This window comes from Psychromonas sp. L1A2, from assembly GCF_009828855.1.
GTDB lineage: Bacteria > Pseudomonadota > Gammaproteobacteria > Enterobacterales > Psychromonadaceae > Psychromonas.
Genome location: NZ_WUAG01000002.1, coordinates 1157456 through 1175414 on the forward strand (window position 1 = coordinate 1157456; position 17959 = coordinate 1175414).

Here is a 17959-nt window from a genome sequence, read left to right on the forward strand (position 1 = left end):
TATGACTAGCTTAACTCAAGAGAACAGAGTGCCTTCACGCTGGAAACGATTAAAAGATTCAGATTTCATTTATCACTTTAAGCGTGACAAAGTCGCGATGTTTAGCTTTGCATTATTCTTAACTTTTTTTCTTGCTGCGTTGTTTGCACCAATCATTGCACCAACTAATCCCTATGATTTAATGTCCATCGACCTGATGGACTCAGAGTTACCACCATCATGGTTAGAGGGCGGCGAAGAGCGATTCTTATTAGGGACTGATGACCAAGGTCGCGATATCTTGTCGACCATTTTATATGGTTCAAGATTGTCTTTAACGATTGGCTTTTTAGCCGTGGCAGTACAGCTAACATTAGGTATTGTGATTGGTTTATCAGCAGGTTATTTCGGTGGACGTATTGATAGCTTCTTAATGCGTTTTGCCGATGTGCAGTTATCATTTTCAACCATGATGGTCGCGATCATTATTACCGCTATTTTTAAAGCCAGTTTCGGTGCAGAATTTTTTGCTGATTACGCAGTGATCATGTTGGTGGTGATTATTGGGGTTGCTGAATGGCCTCAATACGCACGTACTATAAGAGCCTCAGTGTTAGCTGAAAAGAAAAAGGAATATGTTGAAGCTGCACAAGTAATGGGTTTTAGGTCGATGCGTATTATGTTCCGCCATATCCTACCTAACTGTCTATCACCGATTCTAGTGATATCAACAGTACAAGTGGCGAATGCTATCATGTCAGAAGCGGCGCTATCCTTTTTAGGTCTTGGTTTACCAGTAGACCAACCTTCATTAGGTGCGCTGATCAGCATCGGCTTTAAATACATATTCTCTGGTGCATGGTGGATAACCATCTTCCCAGGTATTGTATTAATCAGCCTAGTCTTGGTGATTAACCTATTAGGGGATTGGTTACGTGATGTATTTAATCCAAAAATCTACAAAGGTTAGTTAATCATTAACATTGCCACTAACTTAGTATGTTTTTACGTACTGAGCTAGTGGTTTATTTCATTATTAATAAGTGCTTATGCTTAGCGGCTATTTACTAATAGCATTGCTTAAGCCACGGTGGCTTAGTAGTAATATACAAACCTCATTACTTAACAACTTTTCACAAGACGATTTAAACAACATCACTTTGCTACGACGAGCTTCACCTGTTTATTCATATCTTTTAAATTAATGTCCACTGCTGCTAGCTTATTAAAGATCAGTTTCTTTAATACCGTGTCTTGTTGTTCACGCTGTAACTGCTCGATTGCATCATCTGATGTAAATCCACAACTGACTTGCAAAGAAGCCGGAAAGGCATCGTATTTCACCGTATGGGTTATCCATTGGTAACCTGGTATCGTCTCCAAAGCAATATCACAGACATCGGTTAATACACCACGTAATTTGTTGTCGATTTTTTTATCTGTCTTTCTCATGTTTATCCTGTTTTATCACTCATAAAGAATGATATTAAATAATGTAGATATTCTGCCTTATCTTTCATTAGCTTGTTCGTTACTGAGGTTAACTGCAAGTAATTTACTTCGCACCAAAACAAAATTACACCCTAAAATGAGTGGTTTAAAATAGGAATGAATAATAGATAAACCAATGATAACGGTTAATTACAGCAGATTGATATTAGTTAGAACAATTTTGTATTATCGCTTTCCACTCAGCTTGTTAATAATAGACACCGTTCGCTAAGTTGCGTAGTAAAGTTATATGTTCAAACTACATACTTAAACTACATAGTAAGGCGGCATTCGTAAGCAACATACTAACAACAGCATTTAACACAACCGATAGAAGTATTTATGTTTAAAGCACAACTTATCATTACTTTGGTGATCATATCGATCATCGTCGCTATTTTAAGCCATGGCATTATTGCCGCTGCATTTTCATTACTGGCTTTTTCACTGTTATTTTATTTTGTCAGCACACAGAAAAGTGATCAATCACCACACGAATAACCAAACAGAAACAGCGCCCTTTAATGAACGCTGTTGTAACTTTTTCTGCTGCTTCTATCTCTACTGATGACTTTAACTTACTGCTTTTTCAATAGCGCTTTGATTTCAGCAAGCTCTTCTTTCAATTCAAGTAGTGTAGGTTGTTCAGAGACTTTATTTTCTATATCGGCTTCTAATTGACGTTCTTGCTCCAATACATTTACCACAATACCAATCACCATATTCAAGAAAGCAAAAGCAGTAAAGAAGATGAAGCTCAAATAAAAGCTCCACGATAACGGATAAACCGCCATGGTTTCATACATAACATCAGTCCAATCCTCAAAGGTCATGACTCGAAATAACGTTAATAAACTAACTGCAATATCGCCCCATAAAGTAGGGTTGATGTTAGCAAAGAAAGTTGTGCCGATAGCCGCGTAAATATAAAAAATGATGAACATCAGTAACATCACATAACCTAATTGCGGCAAGGCTTTGATCAAAGAGTTAATCAAAATACGTAGTTCAGGAATGATAGAAACCATACGTAACACACGGAAGATACGGACTAATCGACCTAATATAGCCAACTCACTATCTTCAATTGGAATCAAACTGACTAAAACAATGAAAGTATCAAAGACATTCCAAGCATTATGGAAGAAACGTTTTTTATTAGGTTCTCCGATGAAACGAATAATGATTTCGACTAAAAATATAACCGTAATGGCGACATCTAATACCGATAAAAACTGTAGTGTAGTAGAGGAAACTTCGTAGCTATTTGCGCCAATCATCAATGCAGAGAAAATAATAATTCCAATAACAAACAGTTCAAAAACTTTGTTATTGCGAATTTCATAAAAGCGACGTTCTAAGTTACTCAAACCTGATTCTGGCTTTAGTTCGTTATTTTGTTTATCGTTGCTTTTTTCTATTTTTGTCATGATGCTAGTACCCTAAATGATAATTAGGGCTAGCATAAAATGAATCCTAGTCAGTGTCTAGACATATTATGACGGGTTAAATTGAATATAAGCCAGAACGACTGTTGCTACCGTTACCCATAATAAAATACCTAATAACATCGGTTTGTAACCTGCACTTTTAATGGTTTTTATCGTGATTCCACAACCAATTAAAAATAAGCAAAGCACAAGCAAACGTTTACTAGCAAAAAATAGGTTTTGGTATAAACCATCAAACTGCGGTAAAAAATGTGCCACTGCAATCGCCACACAATAATAGATAATAAACATCGGCACAGTAATCTTCTTGCTATCACCTTTGAAAATAAGTGCACTAATAAAAGCGACTGGAATTATCCATAACGCGCGAGCTAATTTTACCGTTGTTGCAATTTGTAGTGCTTCATCACCGTAAGCTGAGGCAGCACCAACAACGGAAGAAGTATCATGAATCGCAATCGCACTCCATAAACCAAAATTATATTGGCTCATTCCTAGCGCATGTCCAACCAATGGAAATACAAATAAAGCGATACTATTAAGAATAAACACCGTTGCCAAAGCATGTGATGTTTGTTCATTATTAGCTTGAATAGCTGGTGCAACAGCAGCAATCGCACTACCACCACAAATAGCCGTACCAGAAGCAACTAAGTGCCCTGTCTTAGCATCTATTTTAAATAACTTAGTTAATAGCATGCCGATTAATAGCGTACTAAAAATAGAACCAACAATTAAACCAATATTAGCAGAGCTAGCTTCAATCGCTTGGTCAACATTAATACCAAATCCTAAACCAACGATTGATAGCGCCAATAGTTTTTTAGTCAACTGACCAATATCGATTTGTGAAGGGACTAAACCAAGAGTCGCAACAGTGAATCCAAGTACTAATGCAATAGGCGAGGAGATAACAGGAAATAAACATAAAGTTGCTAATACACTAAATAGAATAAAGTGTTTATTAAATTGTATTTTGCTAATATCAGCTATCATATATTACCTCCTCATTTTCATGATCAGATAATATAAAAACACTAAGATTAAATATATTCGAAAGAATTTAATTAGTCGTTAAGAAAAACTTAACATAAAGTTCAAACTAACTACGCGAGCTAATAGCAAAAATGTAATATATACCCGTTACCGTTCAAGGTGCAAAAAATCAGCAAGTCGTGAGGTAAACAGATTCTAGGCATAAAGGTAAAGATTTAACCGGTATAGTTTATGCAAAATGCATAGACACCGATCCGCACATAGCAGAGCAAGACAAAGCAATGCGACATAACGACACACTAATGATAAAAGGTTAAATTGCATATGATTTCTAAATGGGCACTACGATTCATTCAAATGGCAGAACTTGTTGCATCATGGAGTAAAGATCCATCGACTCAAGTTGGTGCAGTGATCACCGAACATAACCGTATTGTTTCACTAGGTTTTAATGGTTACCCACAAGGTATTTCAGATAGTGCTGAAACTGATAATCGAGAAATTAAGTTACTCAAAACCTTACACGCGGAAGAAAACGCAATACTCTATGCCAAACGAGATTTAAGCGGCTGTGAAATTTGGGTTACGCATTTTCCATGTCCAAATTGCGCAGCAAAAATAATACAAACAGGGATTAAAGCAGTGCATTGCCCAGCACAAAGTGAAGACTTTTTATCACGTTGGGGAGACAAAATTAAACTCAGTGAAGAGATGTTTACTCAATCAGGCGTGACCGTAGATTGGCTGCCGCTAGAAGACCAATAATAACTAACATAACAGTCGTTTAAGATTGAGCGACTGTTCGATAAGCTCACCTGATGAGGTAATGCATTTAATATGCAAACAAGTATCGATATAAGTTGGTTACAACTCGGGCTATTTAGCTTATTACTGTTTATCCCTATTGTTATTAATGCTCACTTCAAACTCGGTATTAACAAAAGTACCGTCATTGCATTAGTACGACTATTTTTACAGCTATTGTTGGTTGGCTTTTACCTCGAATATATATTTGAACTCGATAGTATTCTATTAAATACTGGCTGGCTGATTGTCATGATCACAGTCGGTAGCTACAGCATTATCACCAAAAGCGGCTTAAATAACCGCTACTTATTTATTGCGAATAGTATTGCGCTTAGCTGTGCAGTACTCCCTATTTTATTAGTGTTATCCTTACTCATTATCCAACCAGCACCTTGGTACAGCGCTCAATATATGATCCCATTAGCAGGCATGTTATTAGGGAATAGTTTGAGCGCTAACATCGTGGCATTACAACATCTATTTGGCGCTTTTAAACAACAGCAAGATGAATATGAAGGAGCACTTGCTTTAGGCGCGTCTCCTTATCAGGCCGCTTTTCCTTTTTTACAACAATCATTAAAAAAAGCACAAGCCCCAATCTTAGCAACAATTGCAACGACGGGAATTGTTTCTTTACCAGGTATGATGACAGGGCAAATACTCGGTGGCGTAACGCCAATGGTAGCAATTAAGTATCAACTGCTTATATTTATCGCGATGTTAATCATGTTAAGCATCTCTCTTACCATTAGCCTATTATTAACATTAAGAATTTCGCTAGCAAAAAATGGTCTCATCAAAATCAAGCTTAACAACTAAATATCTTTTTTATAAACATATTGTTTGAAAATAAAACAAATAAAACTAGCTATTTAAAAAGTAATCCATTATTATTCATTTCGCTCTGGAAAATCAGAGTTATTAATGTCAAATAAAGTCCAAGTTATCCTCAGTTACATCGTCACCGTTGTCCTTAGTATTATCTTTAACTTCTCAAACCATTCAATAATTCCAACTTCAGCGCACGCAATTTTTGCACAATAATATTTATAACTATTCCGTTACTAAAATACCGCGTAATAATATGACGGTTACAACGGAAATTGCCAACACCGAACATTAGACATTCTATTTTAGGTAATTGGTATTAACTCCATAAGGAAATATATGGCTCGCTCTACAGGTAGAAAAAGATTTTGGTTCCAACAGAACAAAGACGAAGATCAGCAACAAGTAAATGAACAGAAAGATACATCAGAAAAATAGTAGAAGTATATCAACGCTTTTAACGAGAGCAGAATAGCCCCGCTCGGTTAACAATCAGGCTGAATAGACAATATCAGTGCTGAATAAATATTTTTATATATGTAAATAAAATAAGGTCCCTCTAACCTTATTACCTTTCTCAGAAAGACTTATCACGATTCAATCTTCATAGAACTCGCACTACCATTAAGGTGCGAGATTAAATGTGCTGCTTCATAAGTAGCACGATTAACATGCTTTATAACTATTTATACCAATGGAATTAAATAAGTGATCAGGGATTGCGCAGGAAAAATTAACACTAATAAGGCGTGAGTTGCAGGAGATAGTTGTTCTCACTTCAAAACTCACAACGCAGTTAGAGGTAATTTTAACCAGCAAGGATGATCACCTTATTAATTCTTTTGGTATTATTACAATAATAATTCCACTCAATACCTTACAGGTTAATCCTCTATCGTATACTGACTGGAATTAGTATTAGCGTTGTTTAAAACATATAAAACCTCCAGCTTTCTAAAGTCCTAAATCTTCTAAACCTATAAACCTTCTAGATCTTCTAGACCTTCTAAATCTAAAATCTATAAATTGAACAGCTCTTCATGTTGATGATTAATATCACCTAGAAAACACCATCCATATGCGCTCTACCTCAATATATTCAGAAGTTAGTTTAAACGGTTAACAGCGATTGATTGGTGATCTATATGTTCACTTTTTTTAAAGCAAAAAAAATGGCGAATCTTTTCAGATTCACCATTCTCTTAGAATTATTAGTGCTTTAATGCACTAAAATATCAGAGCTTATAGAGCTACGATATTTTCTGCTTGCGGGCCTTTAGGACCTTGGCTTACAGTGAATTCTACTTTTTGGCCTTCAGCTAAAGTTTTGAAACCTTCGCTTGCAATTGCACTGAAGTGTGCGAATACGTCTGGACCAGACGCTTGCTCGATGAAACCAAAACCTTTAGACTCGTTAAACCACTTAACCGTACCTTGAACTTTAGACATAATAATATCCTGTAAAATTTAATAAAAATTGCCTTCAATAGGCTTGAATAGCGTAAAATTAGACTGGAACTTAAAAACTTCAGACGAGGTATTATTAATAAGACAACGTAATGGAGAATGTAAACAATAGGCTTTATTTCTGCTGAGTTCAATAGTATAGAATTCCTAGATTAAGTCAACAGATCATTAGGATAAAAAGCATTAAATATCAGATATAAACTCGATTTATATAAGTTGCTTTATCTCCTGACTATTTCAACTAAGCTAGTCACCTCACTCTCAATAAAGTGATGGTGCGTTATGAGTCGGTTTGTAGTCATATCTAACTATTCATTTCTTTTGGATGCACATATAACTAAAGCAAGTTTAGAGAGTGAAGGTAACCTGCGCATCTAGCTGATGAACACACGGTTAATATGCAATGGCTTTATTCTGATGCTATAGGGGGACTTAGGTTATACGTGCCTGAGGAGTTTGAAGTTGGAGCAAAGGCTATCTTAGCATTAAACTTTTCAGAGGATGTAGATTCTGCTTTCGAAGAAACACCAGAACACTGCACGCAATGTCAAAGTACTAATTTAGTCAACTATTACCAACTACACCAACTACACCAACTACACCAAAGGTAAGAAGCCAGCTTTCATTCTCTTTATATTCTTAGGATTTACGTTATTTTTTTATAAACACGGTAGAAAATACACGGACTGTGGGTGGTTTAAAGAAGCGTAATAAGCGCAGACAAGCCAATACTAAAAGCCCCTAAAGTGAATAATAGAAAATAACTCATCGATAAGTAGGCGAGGCAACATCAAGAATGACGACATTGCCTCGTCAACAAAAGACTAATTAAACAATTTTTTATTGCTTAGACTTTTTCTTGTTTTTAAAATAAAGCACACCTTTCACTGCTACAACAGCAAATAATCCCCAAAAAACAGCATGGTAAAGTAAATGTATTGCACCTTCGCCTAGTGCATGGTCTGTATGAGCAAAAGCTTGAGTGCTTAGTAACAAGGTAAAAATTAAAGTAAAAAATTTCATGGTTATTCCTTTCCAAAATAATAGATATAAAATGGTGCTTATTTGAGCATACCTTGCGTTTCAATAAACTCGATGATCTCAGCTAACCCTTGTTGTGTTTTCATGTTACTGAAAATAAATGGTTTATCACCGCGCATCTTCTTCGCGTCTCGATCCATTACTTCCAATGACGCACCAACCAAATCAGCAACATCAATTTTATTAATGATCAACAAATCAGACTTAGTAATACCTGGGCCACCCTTACGTGGAATTTTATCACCTGCAGACACATCAATCACGTATAAAGTTAAGTCTGATAGTTCAGGGCTGAATGTTGCACTCAAATTATCGCCGCCGCTTTCCACTAATACAAAATCTAAATCAGGGTGACGTTCATGTAATTCATCAATAGCAGCTAGGTTCATTGAGGCATCTTCACGGATTGCCGTATGCGGACAACCACCTGTTTCTACGCCAATAATACGGTCAGCCGTTAACGCATCATTACGTGTTAAAAATTGTGCATCTTCATGTGTGTAAATATCGTTCGTGACGACAGCCATTTCATATTTGTCGCGCAGTGCTAAACACAATTGGCTTAATAAAGCGGTTTTACCTGAACCGACTGGACCACCAACACCGATACGTAATAATTGTTTTTTTCTCATTATATGTCTCTCATATTTCTAAAATTACTTTAAACACTTAAAACAGATAACTGCTTAAGCCTAAGCTGTTACTTTAAGAACGGAACAGTCGCGTATATTGTGTTTCATGCCAAGCACTTGCCATCGCCAATCGCGGTAAGCTTGCGCCGATATCATCATCTTCAATCTGGTTGGCAACATTGATAGCCCCTTCCACTTTATCGCTTAATTCAAACAGTAAATTTTGTGCTTGAGTTTGCCCTAATGGCACCAGCTTTGTTGCAGCTGCTACTTGGTTATCAAGGTACGTCCAGCAATAACCACTTTGCGCTGAGATTAAATCTAATTTAAAAAGGTACGCTGCAATCGCAAACACACTGACAAAACTACTCTCTGGCTGTTGAAATAGTTCGCTATAAGGTTCGCTATCAACGCTATCTAATTGCTTTAATAAACGAATCAATGCTTTGCCCATTGCGACATCGGCAAGACGTAATTCACTACTCTCACGACAAGCAATTAAATGCTGGTTATGCAGTTTAAAGTTGTCAAAATCATTATTTTCTAAGGCGAGATACAATCGTTTTAATAAGGCTAAATCAGTACGGGCAATGGATTCATTGAGGTTTAACTCAATCCACTCAAAAGTCGTTTTTTGATTGTTTATCCAGCTCATTTCAATCGCGTATTCCAACCCTTGTGAAAATGAAAAACCGCCAACCGGTAGATTGGCACTGCATAATTGCAGCAGCCGATTAAGCTTAACTGGACTGGCCATATTAATGTTCATGGCGATGCTCTGAATCTGAATGTTCATGAGAGTGAGAGTGTCCATGCGAATGCCCACTACGCTTACCGTAAGCACCATTTTCAGGCGTAAATACCGCCGGTGTTTTATCGATTGTTAAGCCATAGTTTTCAGCAAGTTCTTCTAACACGTGATCCGGTTTAAAACGTACCCATAACTCACCGACTTGCAATGTCGTATGGCGATTTCCTAAGTGATAGCAGACTTTGCTAAAGGTTAACCAATCTGTGCTAAGCGCAGTTGAAACGGCTTCCGCTTGGCCCTTTACTTCAATCAATAAACCACATTCTGTTTTTAATATTTCACCAACTAACAAAGGATGTCCACGCTCTACAAAAATACCAATATCTGCACCTTTGTCTGTAACCCCTTTGATACGTGATTTCTTACGCGTATCATGATCCAATGTAATCGAATCATTAATCTCATCATGCGTATGATCCAACCTTTCAAATACTTGTAACATTGTTTATCTCTTTTTCTTTTTCGCTAAAACCAATGTAATAACTTTTAATCTACTTACTCTTTTTACACAGTAGGAGGGCTTTAGGCAAAGCCGTCAAACTTTTATTTTATGAGCATATGTTCCATATGTGATTCAAATAAAAGTGCAGACAATGCAGACTAAAGTTCTCCTACGCAGTAAAAAGTTAGAATAAGCAGTATCGCTGTGCAAGAGGTAGCTCTGTCGCCGGCTCACACGTCAATAACTCACCGTTTGCACGCACTTCATAGGTTTGAGAGTCCACTTCAATATTCGGCATCCAATCATTATGGATCATGTCTTTTTTGCCAATATTACGGGTGTTTTTACACACACCGACTAAACGTGTCATTCCCGCTATTTCAGGTACATTTTTATCAATCGCCGCTTGCGATAAAAAGGTCATTGACGTTTGTGCTGCTGCGCTGCCAAATGAACCAAACATTGGGCGATAATAAACTGGTTGTGGTGTTGGGATTGATGCATTCGCATCACCCATTGGTGCTGCGGCAATAAAACCAGATTTTAAAATCATCGAAGGTTTAATACCAAAGAAGGCGGGTTTCCATAACACTAAATCGGCCATTTTTCCTATTTCAATCGACCCCACTTCATGGCTAATACCATGGCTAATGGCCGGATTAATTGTGTATTTGGCAATGTAACGTTTAGCACGGAAGTTATCATTGCGCTCTGTATCAGGTGCTAACGGACCACGTTGTTGTTTCATCTTATGGGCAGTTTGCCAAGTGCGTGTGATCATTTCACCAACACGTCCCATGGCTTGTGAGTCAGACGAAATCATACTGATTGCACCTAAGTCATGCATTATGTCCTCTGCGGCAATACTTTCTTTACGAATACGCGAATCGGCAAAGGCAACATCTTCAGGAATAGATGGGTTGAGATGATGACATACCATCAACATATCTAAATGCTCATCAATGGTATTAATCGTATACGGGCGCGTTGGGTTAGTTGATGAAGGTAATACATTTGGCTCACCACAAGCACGGATAATATCAGGAGAATGACCGCCACCAGCACCTTCAGTATGGTAAGTATGAATAGTGCGACCTTTAAATGCGCCTAATGTATCTTCTAAAAAACCTGACTCATTTAACGTATCAGTATGAATCGCAACTTGTACATCATAACGCTCAGCAACCGACAAACAGTTATCAATCGCAGCTGGTGTTGTGCCCCAATCTTCATGCAGTTTTAAACCACACACCCCCGCTTCAATTTGTTCTTCTAATGCTTTCGGTAAGCTGACGTTACCTTTGCCTAAGAACCCAAAATTCATTGCGAAGTCATTAGTTGCTTGCAGCATTTTATGGATATTCCAAGGGCCAGGAGTACAGGTAGTCGCTTTGGTACCTGTCGCAGGGCCAGTTCCACCACCGATCATGGTCGTGACGCCTGACATTTGTGCTTCTTCAATTTGCTGTGGGCAAATAAAATGGATATGTGCGTCTATGCCACCAGCCGTTAAGATTTGGCCTTCGCCTGCAATGACTTCTGTACCTGCACCAATTTCGATATCAATATTGTCTTGAATATCAGGGTTACCGGCTTTACCGATAATAGCGATACGGCCGTCTTTAATACCCACATCCGCTTTTACAATACCCCAATGATCAAGGATCAAGGCATTAGTGATCACAAGATCAACGGTCTCAGAACAAGCTGCTTGGCTTTGTCCCATTCCATCACGAATCACTTTTCCGCCACCAAAAGTGACCTCTTCACCGTATTCAGTAAAATCTTTTTCTACTTCTATCCATAAGTCTGTATCAGCTAAACGAATACGATCGCCGACCGTTGGACCGAACATATGTGCGTAAGAATGTTTATCAATGCTAGCCATGATTATTGTTCTCCCTCAATGCTACTTTTAGTCTCGACTTGGAGGTCGCCTTGAATATCACCACGGAAACCAAATACACGGCGCTTACCGCGATAAGGTATCAGCGTAACGTCTCGCTTTTGTCCCGGTTCAAAACGAACCGCAGTACTTGAGGTAATATCTAAACGATAACCTTTAGTGATTTCACGATCAAAAACCAACGCTCTGTTTACCTCATAAAAGTGATAATGCGAGCCAACTTGAATCGGTCTGTCACCTGAATTTGCAACCGTCACTTTTAACTGCTCACGGCCAACATTGAGTTCTCTATTACCGCTATCCGTTTTTATTTCGCCGGGGATCATAAGCTACTCCATTAAATAATTGGGTTATGGATAGTGACTAACTTCGTCCCATCAGGGAAGGTTGCTTCAACTTGTACTTCAGGAAGCAACTCAGCAATGCCATCCATCACTTGGTCACGGGTTAATAACGTACGCCCGTAATCCATCATTTCAGCCACGGTTTTTCCGTCACGTGCACCTTCCATGATTTCCATAGAGATGTAAGCCATCGCTTCAGGATAATTTAGTTTTACACCACGTTTTAAACGACGCTCTGCTAGCAATGCGGCAGTAAAAAGCAGTAATTTGTCTTTTTCTCTTGGTAATAAATCCATATCATTTTCTCTTTTAATTTAGGCCAAGCTATTAATAAGCTCTCTTCTTTATACAAAAGTCTTTTTAGGTATGCCAGATTCTCGGTTGTATCGCGATTTTATCGATCAATAAAGGCCGTAATACTTCCCATAAACTAATGAATAATTGTTTGCATTGTTGTGCATGAGCACCCAGATAGCGGATTACTAATAAACCATCAATATCACTAATGCTGATCAATGACTGTGCGTTTTGCTCCATTACTGTGTCACGTAATAAGGCCACCAACTCGGCGCGTTGCTGTGGTTGTTTTAATGTTTGCGGCGCATAAGCTAAAAAAGTCGCAAATACGCTGTTGTTGGCTAACCCAGCGGGATGCGTTAAAAGTTGATTAGCGGGAGATAACGCAATGCGGTCATGGTAAATTAAGATGTCATCGCAATATAAGCGATTTAATTGACAGTATTTTCCGTCTACAAAGGGTTCATCTGAATCAGGTAATCCAAGGCAAGTAATATCCCAACCAAGGTAAACACTGCTGCTAGTGAGCTTGATATCAACAGTATTAAAACCATCGGCTCCTTCGTAAACAATGGTTTCCTGCGGGAAGTTTTCACACTTAGCGTTAGCCTCTAAGGTTAACTGAGTGATTTGTGCTTGTTTTGTATCGCCGATATCAAGGTTGGTTCGAGCACGATAAAAGCGCCCCGCTCCAGGTGTGGTAAACAGTAAATGAGCATCTTCCTTTACTGCCACACTAATACGTAATTCATCACCAGATACAATGCCAGCAGGTGGATGTAACAAGTAAATATGCGCACAATCTCGTCCTTCTGGGTAAAAGGCTTTTTGAACTGAAAGCGGCCCTTTACGTTGTGTACGAGTCAATTGTGTTCCGACGGGAGTGTTACTGAATTCTAAGAGCAAATGAGCAAGCCAGTGATTTTTCACTGGCTTGCTAGCGTTGATATTCGTCGCTACGGTAGCAGCTGAAGAGAGTGGCGCGGTTGTAATCATTGTTCCCTTATTTTAACTTATATTGACATTAGCGATTCAGCTTCACCGTTTTAAACGGCGAGATACTTACTGACTAATTCATCATCAAGTTCATCCATTGGACCCGATGCTATTACTTGACCTTTTTCCATTAAGTGGAAGTTTTCTCCCACTGCGCGAGCAAAAGGTAACTTCTGCTCCACTAAAATAATGGTCATGCCTTGTTCTTTATTTAACTTTAATAACACATCTCGAATTAATTGCACAATATTAGGTTGAATACCTTCATTGGGCTCATCTAATATCAAGATATCCGGATTCAGCACTAAAGCACGTCCAATCGCTAACTGCTGTTGTTGGCCACCAGACAGGTCACCACCACGGCGATGCAACATTTCTTCCAGTACAGGAAAAAGCTTAAAGATATGATTTGGAATTGTTTTACTTTTTTGTCTTGAGCAATTTAAACTGATTTTTAGATTTTCTTCAACCGTCAATTGCGGAAAGATATGACGCCCCTGTGGCACATACCCAACGCCAATCTCAGGGCGTTGCTCAACACTGCTTTTACTCATATCTTTGTCATTAATTACAAGATTACCTGAGCTAATAGGCAATAATCCCATAATGGTTTTTAATAACGTGGTTTTACCCACACCGTTACGCCCCATGATGCAAGTACGAGAGCCTTTCTTAATCTTAAGGTCGAGATCCCATAGGATCTGTGTGCCACCATATTTTTGATTTACTGCGGTTAATTCAATCATGATTAAGCTTGCTCCTCACCTAAATAAACTTCACGTACATCTTTATTTGCTTGGATTTCATCCATCGACCCTTCCGCTAACACGCTCCCTTGATGTAATACCGTCACTTTACGTGCAATAGAACGCACAAAGGCCATATCATGCTCAACTACCACTACTGAATGCTTGCCTGCAAGTGATGTTAATAGCTCAGCTGTACGCTCGGTTTCCTGTGCGGTCATACCAGCAACAGGTTCATCAACTAACAATAAACGCGGCTCAGCGGCTAATAACATACCAATTTCTAGCCATTGTTTTTGGCCATGAGATAAACGCCCTGCTGGATAATGCTGCTCGACTGTTAAACCAATGGTTTGTAAGACTTCATCTATTTTATCTTGTTGTTCGCCACTCAATTTATGAAACAACGCACTCCAAATACCTTTATCGCCAGACAAACTTAACTCGATATTTTCAAAGACACTGAGTGCTTCAAATACCGTTGGTTTCTGAAATTTACGGCCGATACCTGCACGTGCTATTTCAGATTCATCGAGTGTTAATAAGTCAATTTGCTGACCAAAATCCACCTTCCCTTTGTCAGGACGCGTTTTACCAGTAATAACGTCCATTAGCGTGGTTTTACCTGCGCCGTTTGCACCGATTAAACAACGTAACTCACCATCACCAATATAAAGATTAAGGTCATTTAACGCTTTAAAACCATCAAAACTCACACTGACATCTTCCACGTATAAAATCATACCGTGGCGTGTATCTGGCTTTAAATTATCAACTGATGACAGCGGTGAACCATGTTTATCTACAATCATTATTTATTCTCCACTGCTAGTGTTGCATCATCCGACTTACTTTTATTAAAGTCGTTTTTATCAGAGCTGCTCGGTTTCTTTTCTGTTGCTGGTGGATCTATTTTATCCATTAAGTTTGTCACTAACCCTGCAAGGCCTTTTGGTAGTAACAAAGTAACCAATACAAACAAACCACCTAATCCAAATAACCATGCTTCTGGCATAATCGCAGTAAAACGCGTCTTGGCATAACTCACCACAATCGCGCCCACTAATGCGCCGTATAAAGTACCTCGTCCACCAATTGCCACCCAAATAACAATCTCAATGGAATTTAATGGAGAGAATTCACCCGGATTAATAATGCCCACTTGTGGTACATAAAGCGCACCTGCTACACCCGCTAACATTGCTGATACTACGAAGATCCATACTTTATAATGTTGCGGTTTATAACCTACAAAACGCACACGATCTTCTGAATCACGAATCGCAGTGACCACACGGCCCATTTTTGAATTAACAATAAAGTGACTGAGCGCATAACCAATGGCTAACATTACTGCTGTCGCCACAAATAAAGCCAACTTAGTATTCGGTGACTGTAATGAGAATCCAAAGATTTCTTTAAAATCCGTTAAACCATTGTTACCACCAAATCCCATTTCATTACGGAAAAAAGACAGTAGCAATGCATAAGTCATCGCTTGTGTCATGATGGATAAGTACACACCACTTACACGTGAACGGAATGCTAACGTACCAAAGATGAAAGCTAATAAACCAGGACCAGCAAAGACTAATAAAATCATCACCAAGGCGTTATCAGATCCCGCCCAATACCAAGGTAATTCAGTCCAGTTCAAGAACACCATAAAATCGGGCAGTTCAGGGTTACCGTAAACGCCACGATCACCAATTTGACGCATTAAATACATGCCCATCGCGTAGCCACCTAAGGCAAAGAATGCGCCGTGGCCTAAACTTAAAATACCGCAATATCCCCATACCAAATCAACCGCTAAGGCGAGTAAGGCATAACAAAGATACTTACCTAATAAACTCACCGTGTAATCACTCACATGCAGTAGTGAGCCCTCGGCAAACATCAAGTTACACACGCTGACATACAATGTTGAGACAAATAAGATCGCAATAACAAAATGCAAACTACTCATTTTTTTAGTTATGTTTTTCACGCTAGGTGAATTCAGTAAAGTATTCATTATTCTGCAGATCTCCCTTTTTGCGGAAACAGTCCTTTAGGTCGCTTTTGAATGAACAACACTAAACTGACTAAAACAATAATATTGGCAAGCACTGGCCCCATTGATGGTTCTAGTATTTTGTTAAATGTTCCCATGGTCATTGCTGCTACTAACGTGCCCCATAAGTTACCTACACCACCGAATACCACCACTAAGAATGAATCGATGATATAAGCCTGTCCTAAGTTCGGTCCAACATTCGTCAACTGACTTAATGCCACACCTGCAACCCCCGCAATACCAGAACCTAACCCAAAGGTAATCGCATCAACCCATGAGCTTTTAACACTCAATGCTCTTGCCATATCTCGGTTTTGAGAAACAGCGCGAACGTGTAACCCTAATGAAGAATTTTTCAAAATCATTAACAGTGAGAAGAACACCATTAACGCAAATAAGATGATGTATAAACGGTTATAGGTTAACGACAAGATAGGGTTAATTTCTAACGAACCACTCATCCATTGTGGTGCTTCAACTTGGCGGTTAAGTGGAGAGAACACACTACGTACTAGTTGTTGTAAAATTAAGCTAATACCAAAAGTAGCCAGTAAGGTTTCTAATGGGCGGCCTTTTAAGAAACGAATCACACCACGTTCAATTAATACACCAACAAAACCAGATACAAGGAATGCAGCAGGTACAGCCATTAATAACGAGTATTCAATTAAATGAGGGAAAGTTTGTTGGATAACATAAGTGGTATAAGCACCTAACATCATCATTTCACCGTGCGCCATATTGATAACACCCATCACACCAAAGGTGATAGCAAGACCAATCGCCGCCAGTAATAAGACGGATCCAAGACTTAACCCAAAAAATAAATTTTCAGCTAAGCTAAACACACTCGCTTGTTGTTCAATGCTGCTTATGGCATTGGTTAATACTGTTTTAAGTTCTTTTGTTTCTGCACTTTGTGCTTCTACGCTGCTAGATTCAGTGTCAGTAGATGTTGAACTAGTAGAAGCTGAATCGGCAGAGATGCTATCTAACTCTTTAACTCTATCTAACTCTTTAACTAAGGCATTCTTAACAGTCGGTTCTAAACGATCTGACAGTTGTTTAGCCGCAGACAATTTCTCCGACGTTGAACCCGTTTCTAATTGATCAACTAATAAGATAACTGACATCAATTCACGAGCATCATCATCTTTCTCGCTTTTGATTAATTTATTAACCGCAGTCAAACCGGTTTGGTTTGGGTTATCTAATAATTGTTTTAAAGCGGTAATACGGGTATCAGCATCAGTACTTGTTAAATCAAGGTTGGCTAATAAGTCACGAATTTGGCCACGTAAACGGTTATTGGTTCTTACTTTTTTAATCGCTGATTTACTCACCGCAGGTAACACTTCAGCAGTTAACACATCCGTCAGTTCATATTGTTTTTGTTGGTTTTTAAAGACAGAGACAACGCGTTTATCGGCTTTAAGGTAATACAGATCGCCGTCCATCAAAGGTTGTAAAATATTACTGACTTGTGGTGTTGATGTCGCCGCGATTTGTTCAATCAGTGACGCCATTTTGTTTAATTTAGTATTTGGTAACTGCTCTACTAATGCAGGAAGAGCTGATTGTTGTGTTTCACTAACAGCGGCTGAGGCGTTGAATGACATAACAAAGAAAAGTAAAAGGGGAAATAGACGCAACATGAGCTGTTCCT

General features: G+C 38.6%; 20 protein-coding genes. 4 read left to right on the top strand and 16 right to left on the bottom strand.

The window, feature by feature from the left end; genetic code table 11:
• The first annotated feature begins 1 nt into the window (after window position 1).
• Window positions 2-949 (top strand): ABC transporter permease, encoded by a 948-nt coding sequence (locus tag GQR59_RS15380; RefSeq protein WP_160064142.1) that lies wholly within the window; start codon window positions 2-4, stop codon window positions 947-949.
• Window positions 950-1134: 185 nt separating this feature from the next.
• Here the strand turns inward: GQR59_RS15380 and GQR59_RS15385 are convergent, their stop codons facing one another.
• Entirely contained in the window at window positions 1135-1431 is a 297-nt protein-coding gene (locus GQR59_RS15385) for a Fis family transcriptional regulator (protein ID WP_160064144.1), read from the bottom strand.
• A gap of 381 nt (window positions 1432-1812) precedes the next feature.
• Between GQR59_RS15385 and GQR59_RS15390 the strand changes: the two genes are divergently transcribed.
• Window positions 1813-1971, top strand: coding sequence for a hypothetical protein (locus tag GQR59_RS15390; protein ID WP_160064146.1), 159 nt, complete (start codon window positions 1813-1815; stop codon window positions 1969-1971).
• Between the two features lie 77 nt (window positions 1972-2048).
• Here GQR59_RS15390 and GQR59_RS15395 read toward each other — a convergent pair whose 3' ends face one another.
• Entirely contained in the window at window positions 2049-2900 is an 852-nt protein-coding gene (locus GQR59_RS15395) for an ion transporter (RefSeq protein WP_160064148.1), read from the bottom strand.
• Window positions 2901-2966: 66 nt separating this feature from the next.
• Window positions 2967-3917: a YeiH family protein gene (locus GQR59_RS15400; protein ID WP_160064150.1), complete on the bottom strand. Its 951-nt coding sequence runs from the start codon at window positions 3915-3917 to the stop codon at window positions 2967-2969.
• Between the two features lie 324 nt (window positions 3918-4241).
• Between GQR59_RS15400 and GQR59_RS15405 the strand changes: the two genes are divergently transcribed.
• A complete protein-coding gene (locus GQR59_RS15405; protein WP_160064152.1) occupies window positions 4242-4682 on the top strand; it encodes a dCMP deaminase family protein in 441 nt (146 codons plus the stop codon).
• 72 nt (window positions 4683-4754) lie between these two features.
• A complete protein-coding gene (locus tag GQR59_RS15410) occupies window positions 4755-5543 on the top strand; it encodes an ABC transporter permease (RefSeq protein ID WP_160064154.1) in 789 nt (262 codons plus the stop codon).
• Window positions 5544-6794: 1251 nt separating this feature from the next.
• Here the strand turns inward: GQR59_RS15410 and GQR59_RS15415 are convergent.
• From GQR59_RS15415 to urtB, 13 genes are all read right to left on the bottom strand, one after another.
• Window positions 6795-7001 carry a cold-shock protein gene (locus GQR59_RS15415; RefSeq protein ID WP_025566132.1) on the bottom strand — a complete coding sequence of 69 codons (207 nt, stop codon included), beginning with the start codon at window positions 6999-7001 and terminating at the stop codon, window positions 6795-6797.
• Window positions 7002-7859: 858 nt separating this feature from the next.
• The gene (locus tag GQR59_RS15420; RefSeq protein ID WP_025566131.1) at window positions 7860-8042 is read right to left on the bottom strand and encodes a hypothetical protein; all 183 of its coding nucleotides are present in this window, start codon (window positions 8040-8042) and stop codon (window positions 7860-7862) included.
• 38 nt (window positions 8043-8080) lie between these two features.
• On the bottom strand, window positions 8081-8692 hold the full coding sequence (gene ureG / locus GQR59_RS15425) for an urease accessory protein UreG (RefSeq protein WP_160064156.1): 612 nt from the start codon (window positions 8690-8692) through the stop codon (window positions 8081-8083).
• Between the two features lie 73 nt (window positions 8693-8765).
• Window positions 8766-9461, bottom strand: a complete 696-nt coding sequence (locus GQR59_RS15430; RefSeq protein ID WP_160064158.1) for an urease accessory protein UreF — start codon at window positions 9459-9461, stop codon at window positions 8766-8768.
• A complete protein-coding gene (ureE, locus tag GQR59_RS15435; protein ID WP_160064160.1) occupies window positions 9451-9945 on the bottom strand; it encodes an urease accessory protein UreE in 495 nt (164 codons plus the stop codon). Before ureE ends, GQR59_RS15430 begins: the two co-directional genes overlap by 11 nt.
• A 184-nt stretch (window positions 9946-10129) precedes the next feature.
• Window positions 10130-11833 carry an urease subunit alpha gene (gene ureC / locus GQR59_RS15440; RefSeq protein ID WP_160064162.1) on the bottom strand — a complete coding sequence of 568 codons (1704 nt, stop codon included), beginning with the start codon at window positions 11831-11833 and terminating at the stop codon, window positions 10130-10132.
• Window positions 11834-11835: 2 nt separating this feature from the next.
• A complete protein-coding gene (locus tag GQR59_RS15445; RefSeq protein WP_025566127.1) occupies window positions 11836-12177 on the bottom strand; it encodes an urease subunit beta in 342 nt (113 codons plus the stop codon).
• An 11-nt stretch (window positions 12178-12188) separates the two neighbouring features.
• Window positions 12189-12491 carry an urease subunit gamma gene (gene ureA, locus GQR59_RS15450; RefSeq protein WP_025566126.1) on the bottom strand — a complete coding sequence of 101 codons (303 nt, stop codon included), beginning with the start codon at window positions 12489-12491 and terminating at the stop codon, window positions 12189-12191.
• 64 nt (window positions 12492-12555) lie between these two features.
• The gene (locus GQR59_RS15455) at window positions 12556-13488 is read right to left on the bottom strand and encodes an urease accessory protein UreD (RefSeq protein WP_160064164.1); all 933 of its coding nucleotides are present in this window, start codon (window positions 13486-13488) and stop codon (window positions 12556-12558) included.
• A gap of 50 nt (window positions 13489-13538) precedes the next feature.
• Window positions 13539-14234 carry an urea ABC transporter ATP-binding subunit UrtE gene (gene urtE, locus GQR59_RS15460; protein WP_025566124.1) on the bottom strand — a complete coding sequence of 232 codons (696 nt, stop codon included), beginning with the start codon at window positions 14232-14234 and terminating at the stop codon, window positions 13539-13541.
• A 2-nt stretch (window positions 14235-14236) separates the two neighbouring features.
• The gene (urtD, locus tag GQR59_RS15465; protein ID WP_160064166.1) at window positions 14237-15046 is read right to left on the bottom strand and encodes an urea ABC transporter ATP-binding protein UrtD; all 810 of its coding nucleotides are present in this window, start codon (window positions 15044-15046) and stop codon (window positions 14237-14239) included.
• Window positions 15046-16251, bottom strand: coding sequence for an urea ABC transporter permease subunit UrtC (gene urtC, locus GQR59_RS15470; protein ID WP_201288118.1), 1206 nt, complete (start codon window positions 16249-16251; stop codon window positions 15046-15048). The genes urtD and urtC overlap by 1 nt, the downstream gene beginning before the upstream one ends.
• Window positions 16251-17948 (bottom strand): urea ABC transporter permease subunit UrtB, encoded by a 1698-nt coding sequence (gene urtB, locus GQR59_RS15475; protein WP_160064168.1) that lies wholly within the window; start codon window positions 17946-17948, stop codon window positions 16251-16253. Before urtB ends, urtC begins: the two co-directional genes overlap by 1 nt.
• Window positions 17949-17959 lie beyond the last annotated feature (11 nt).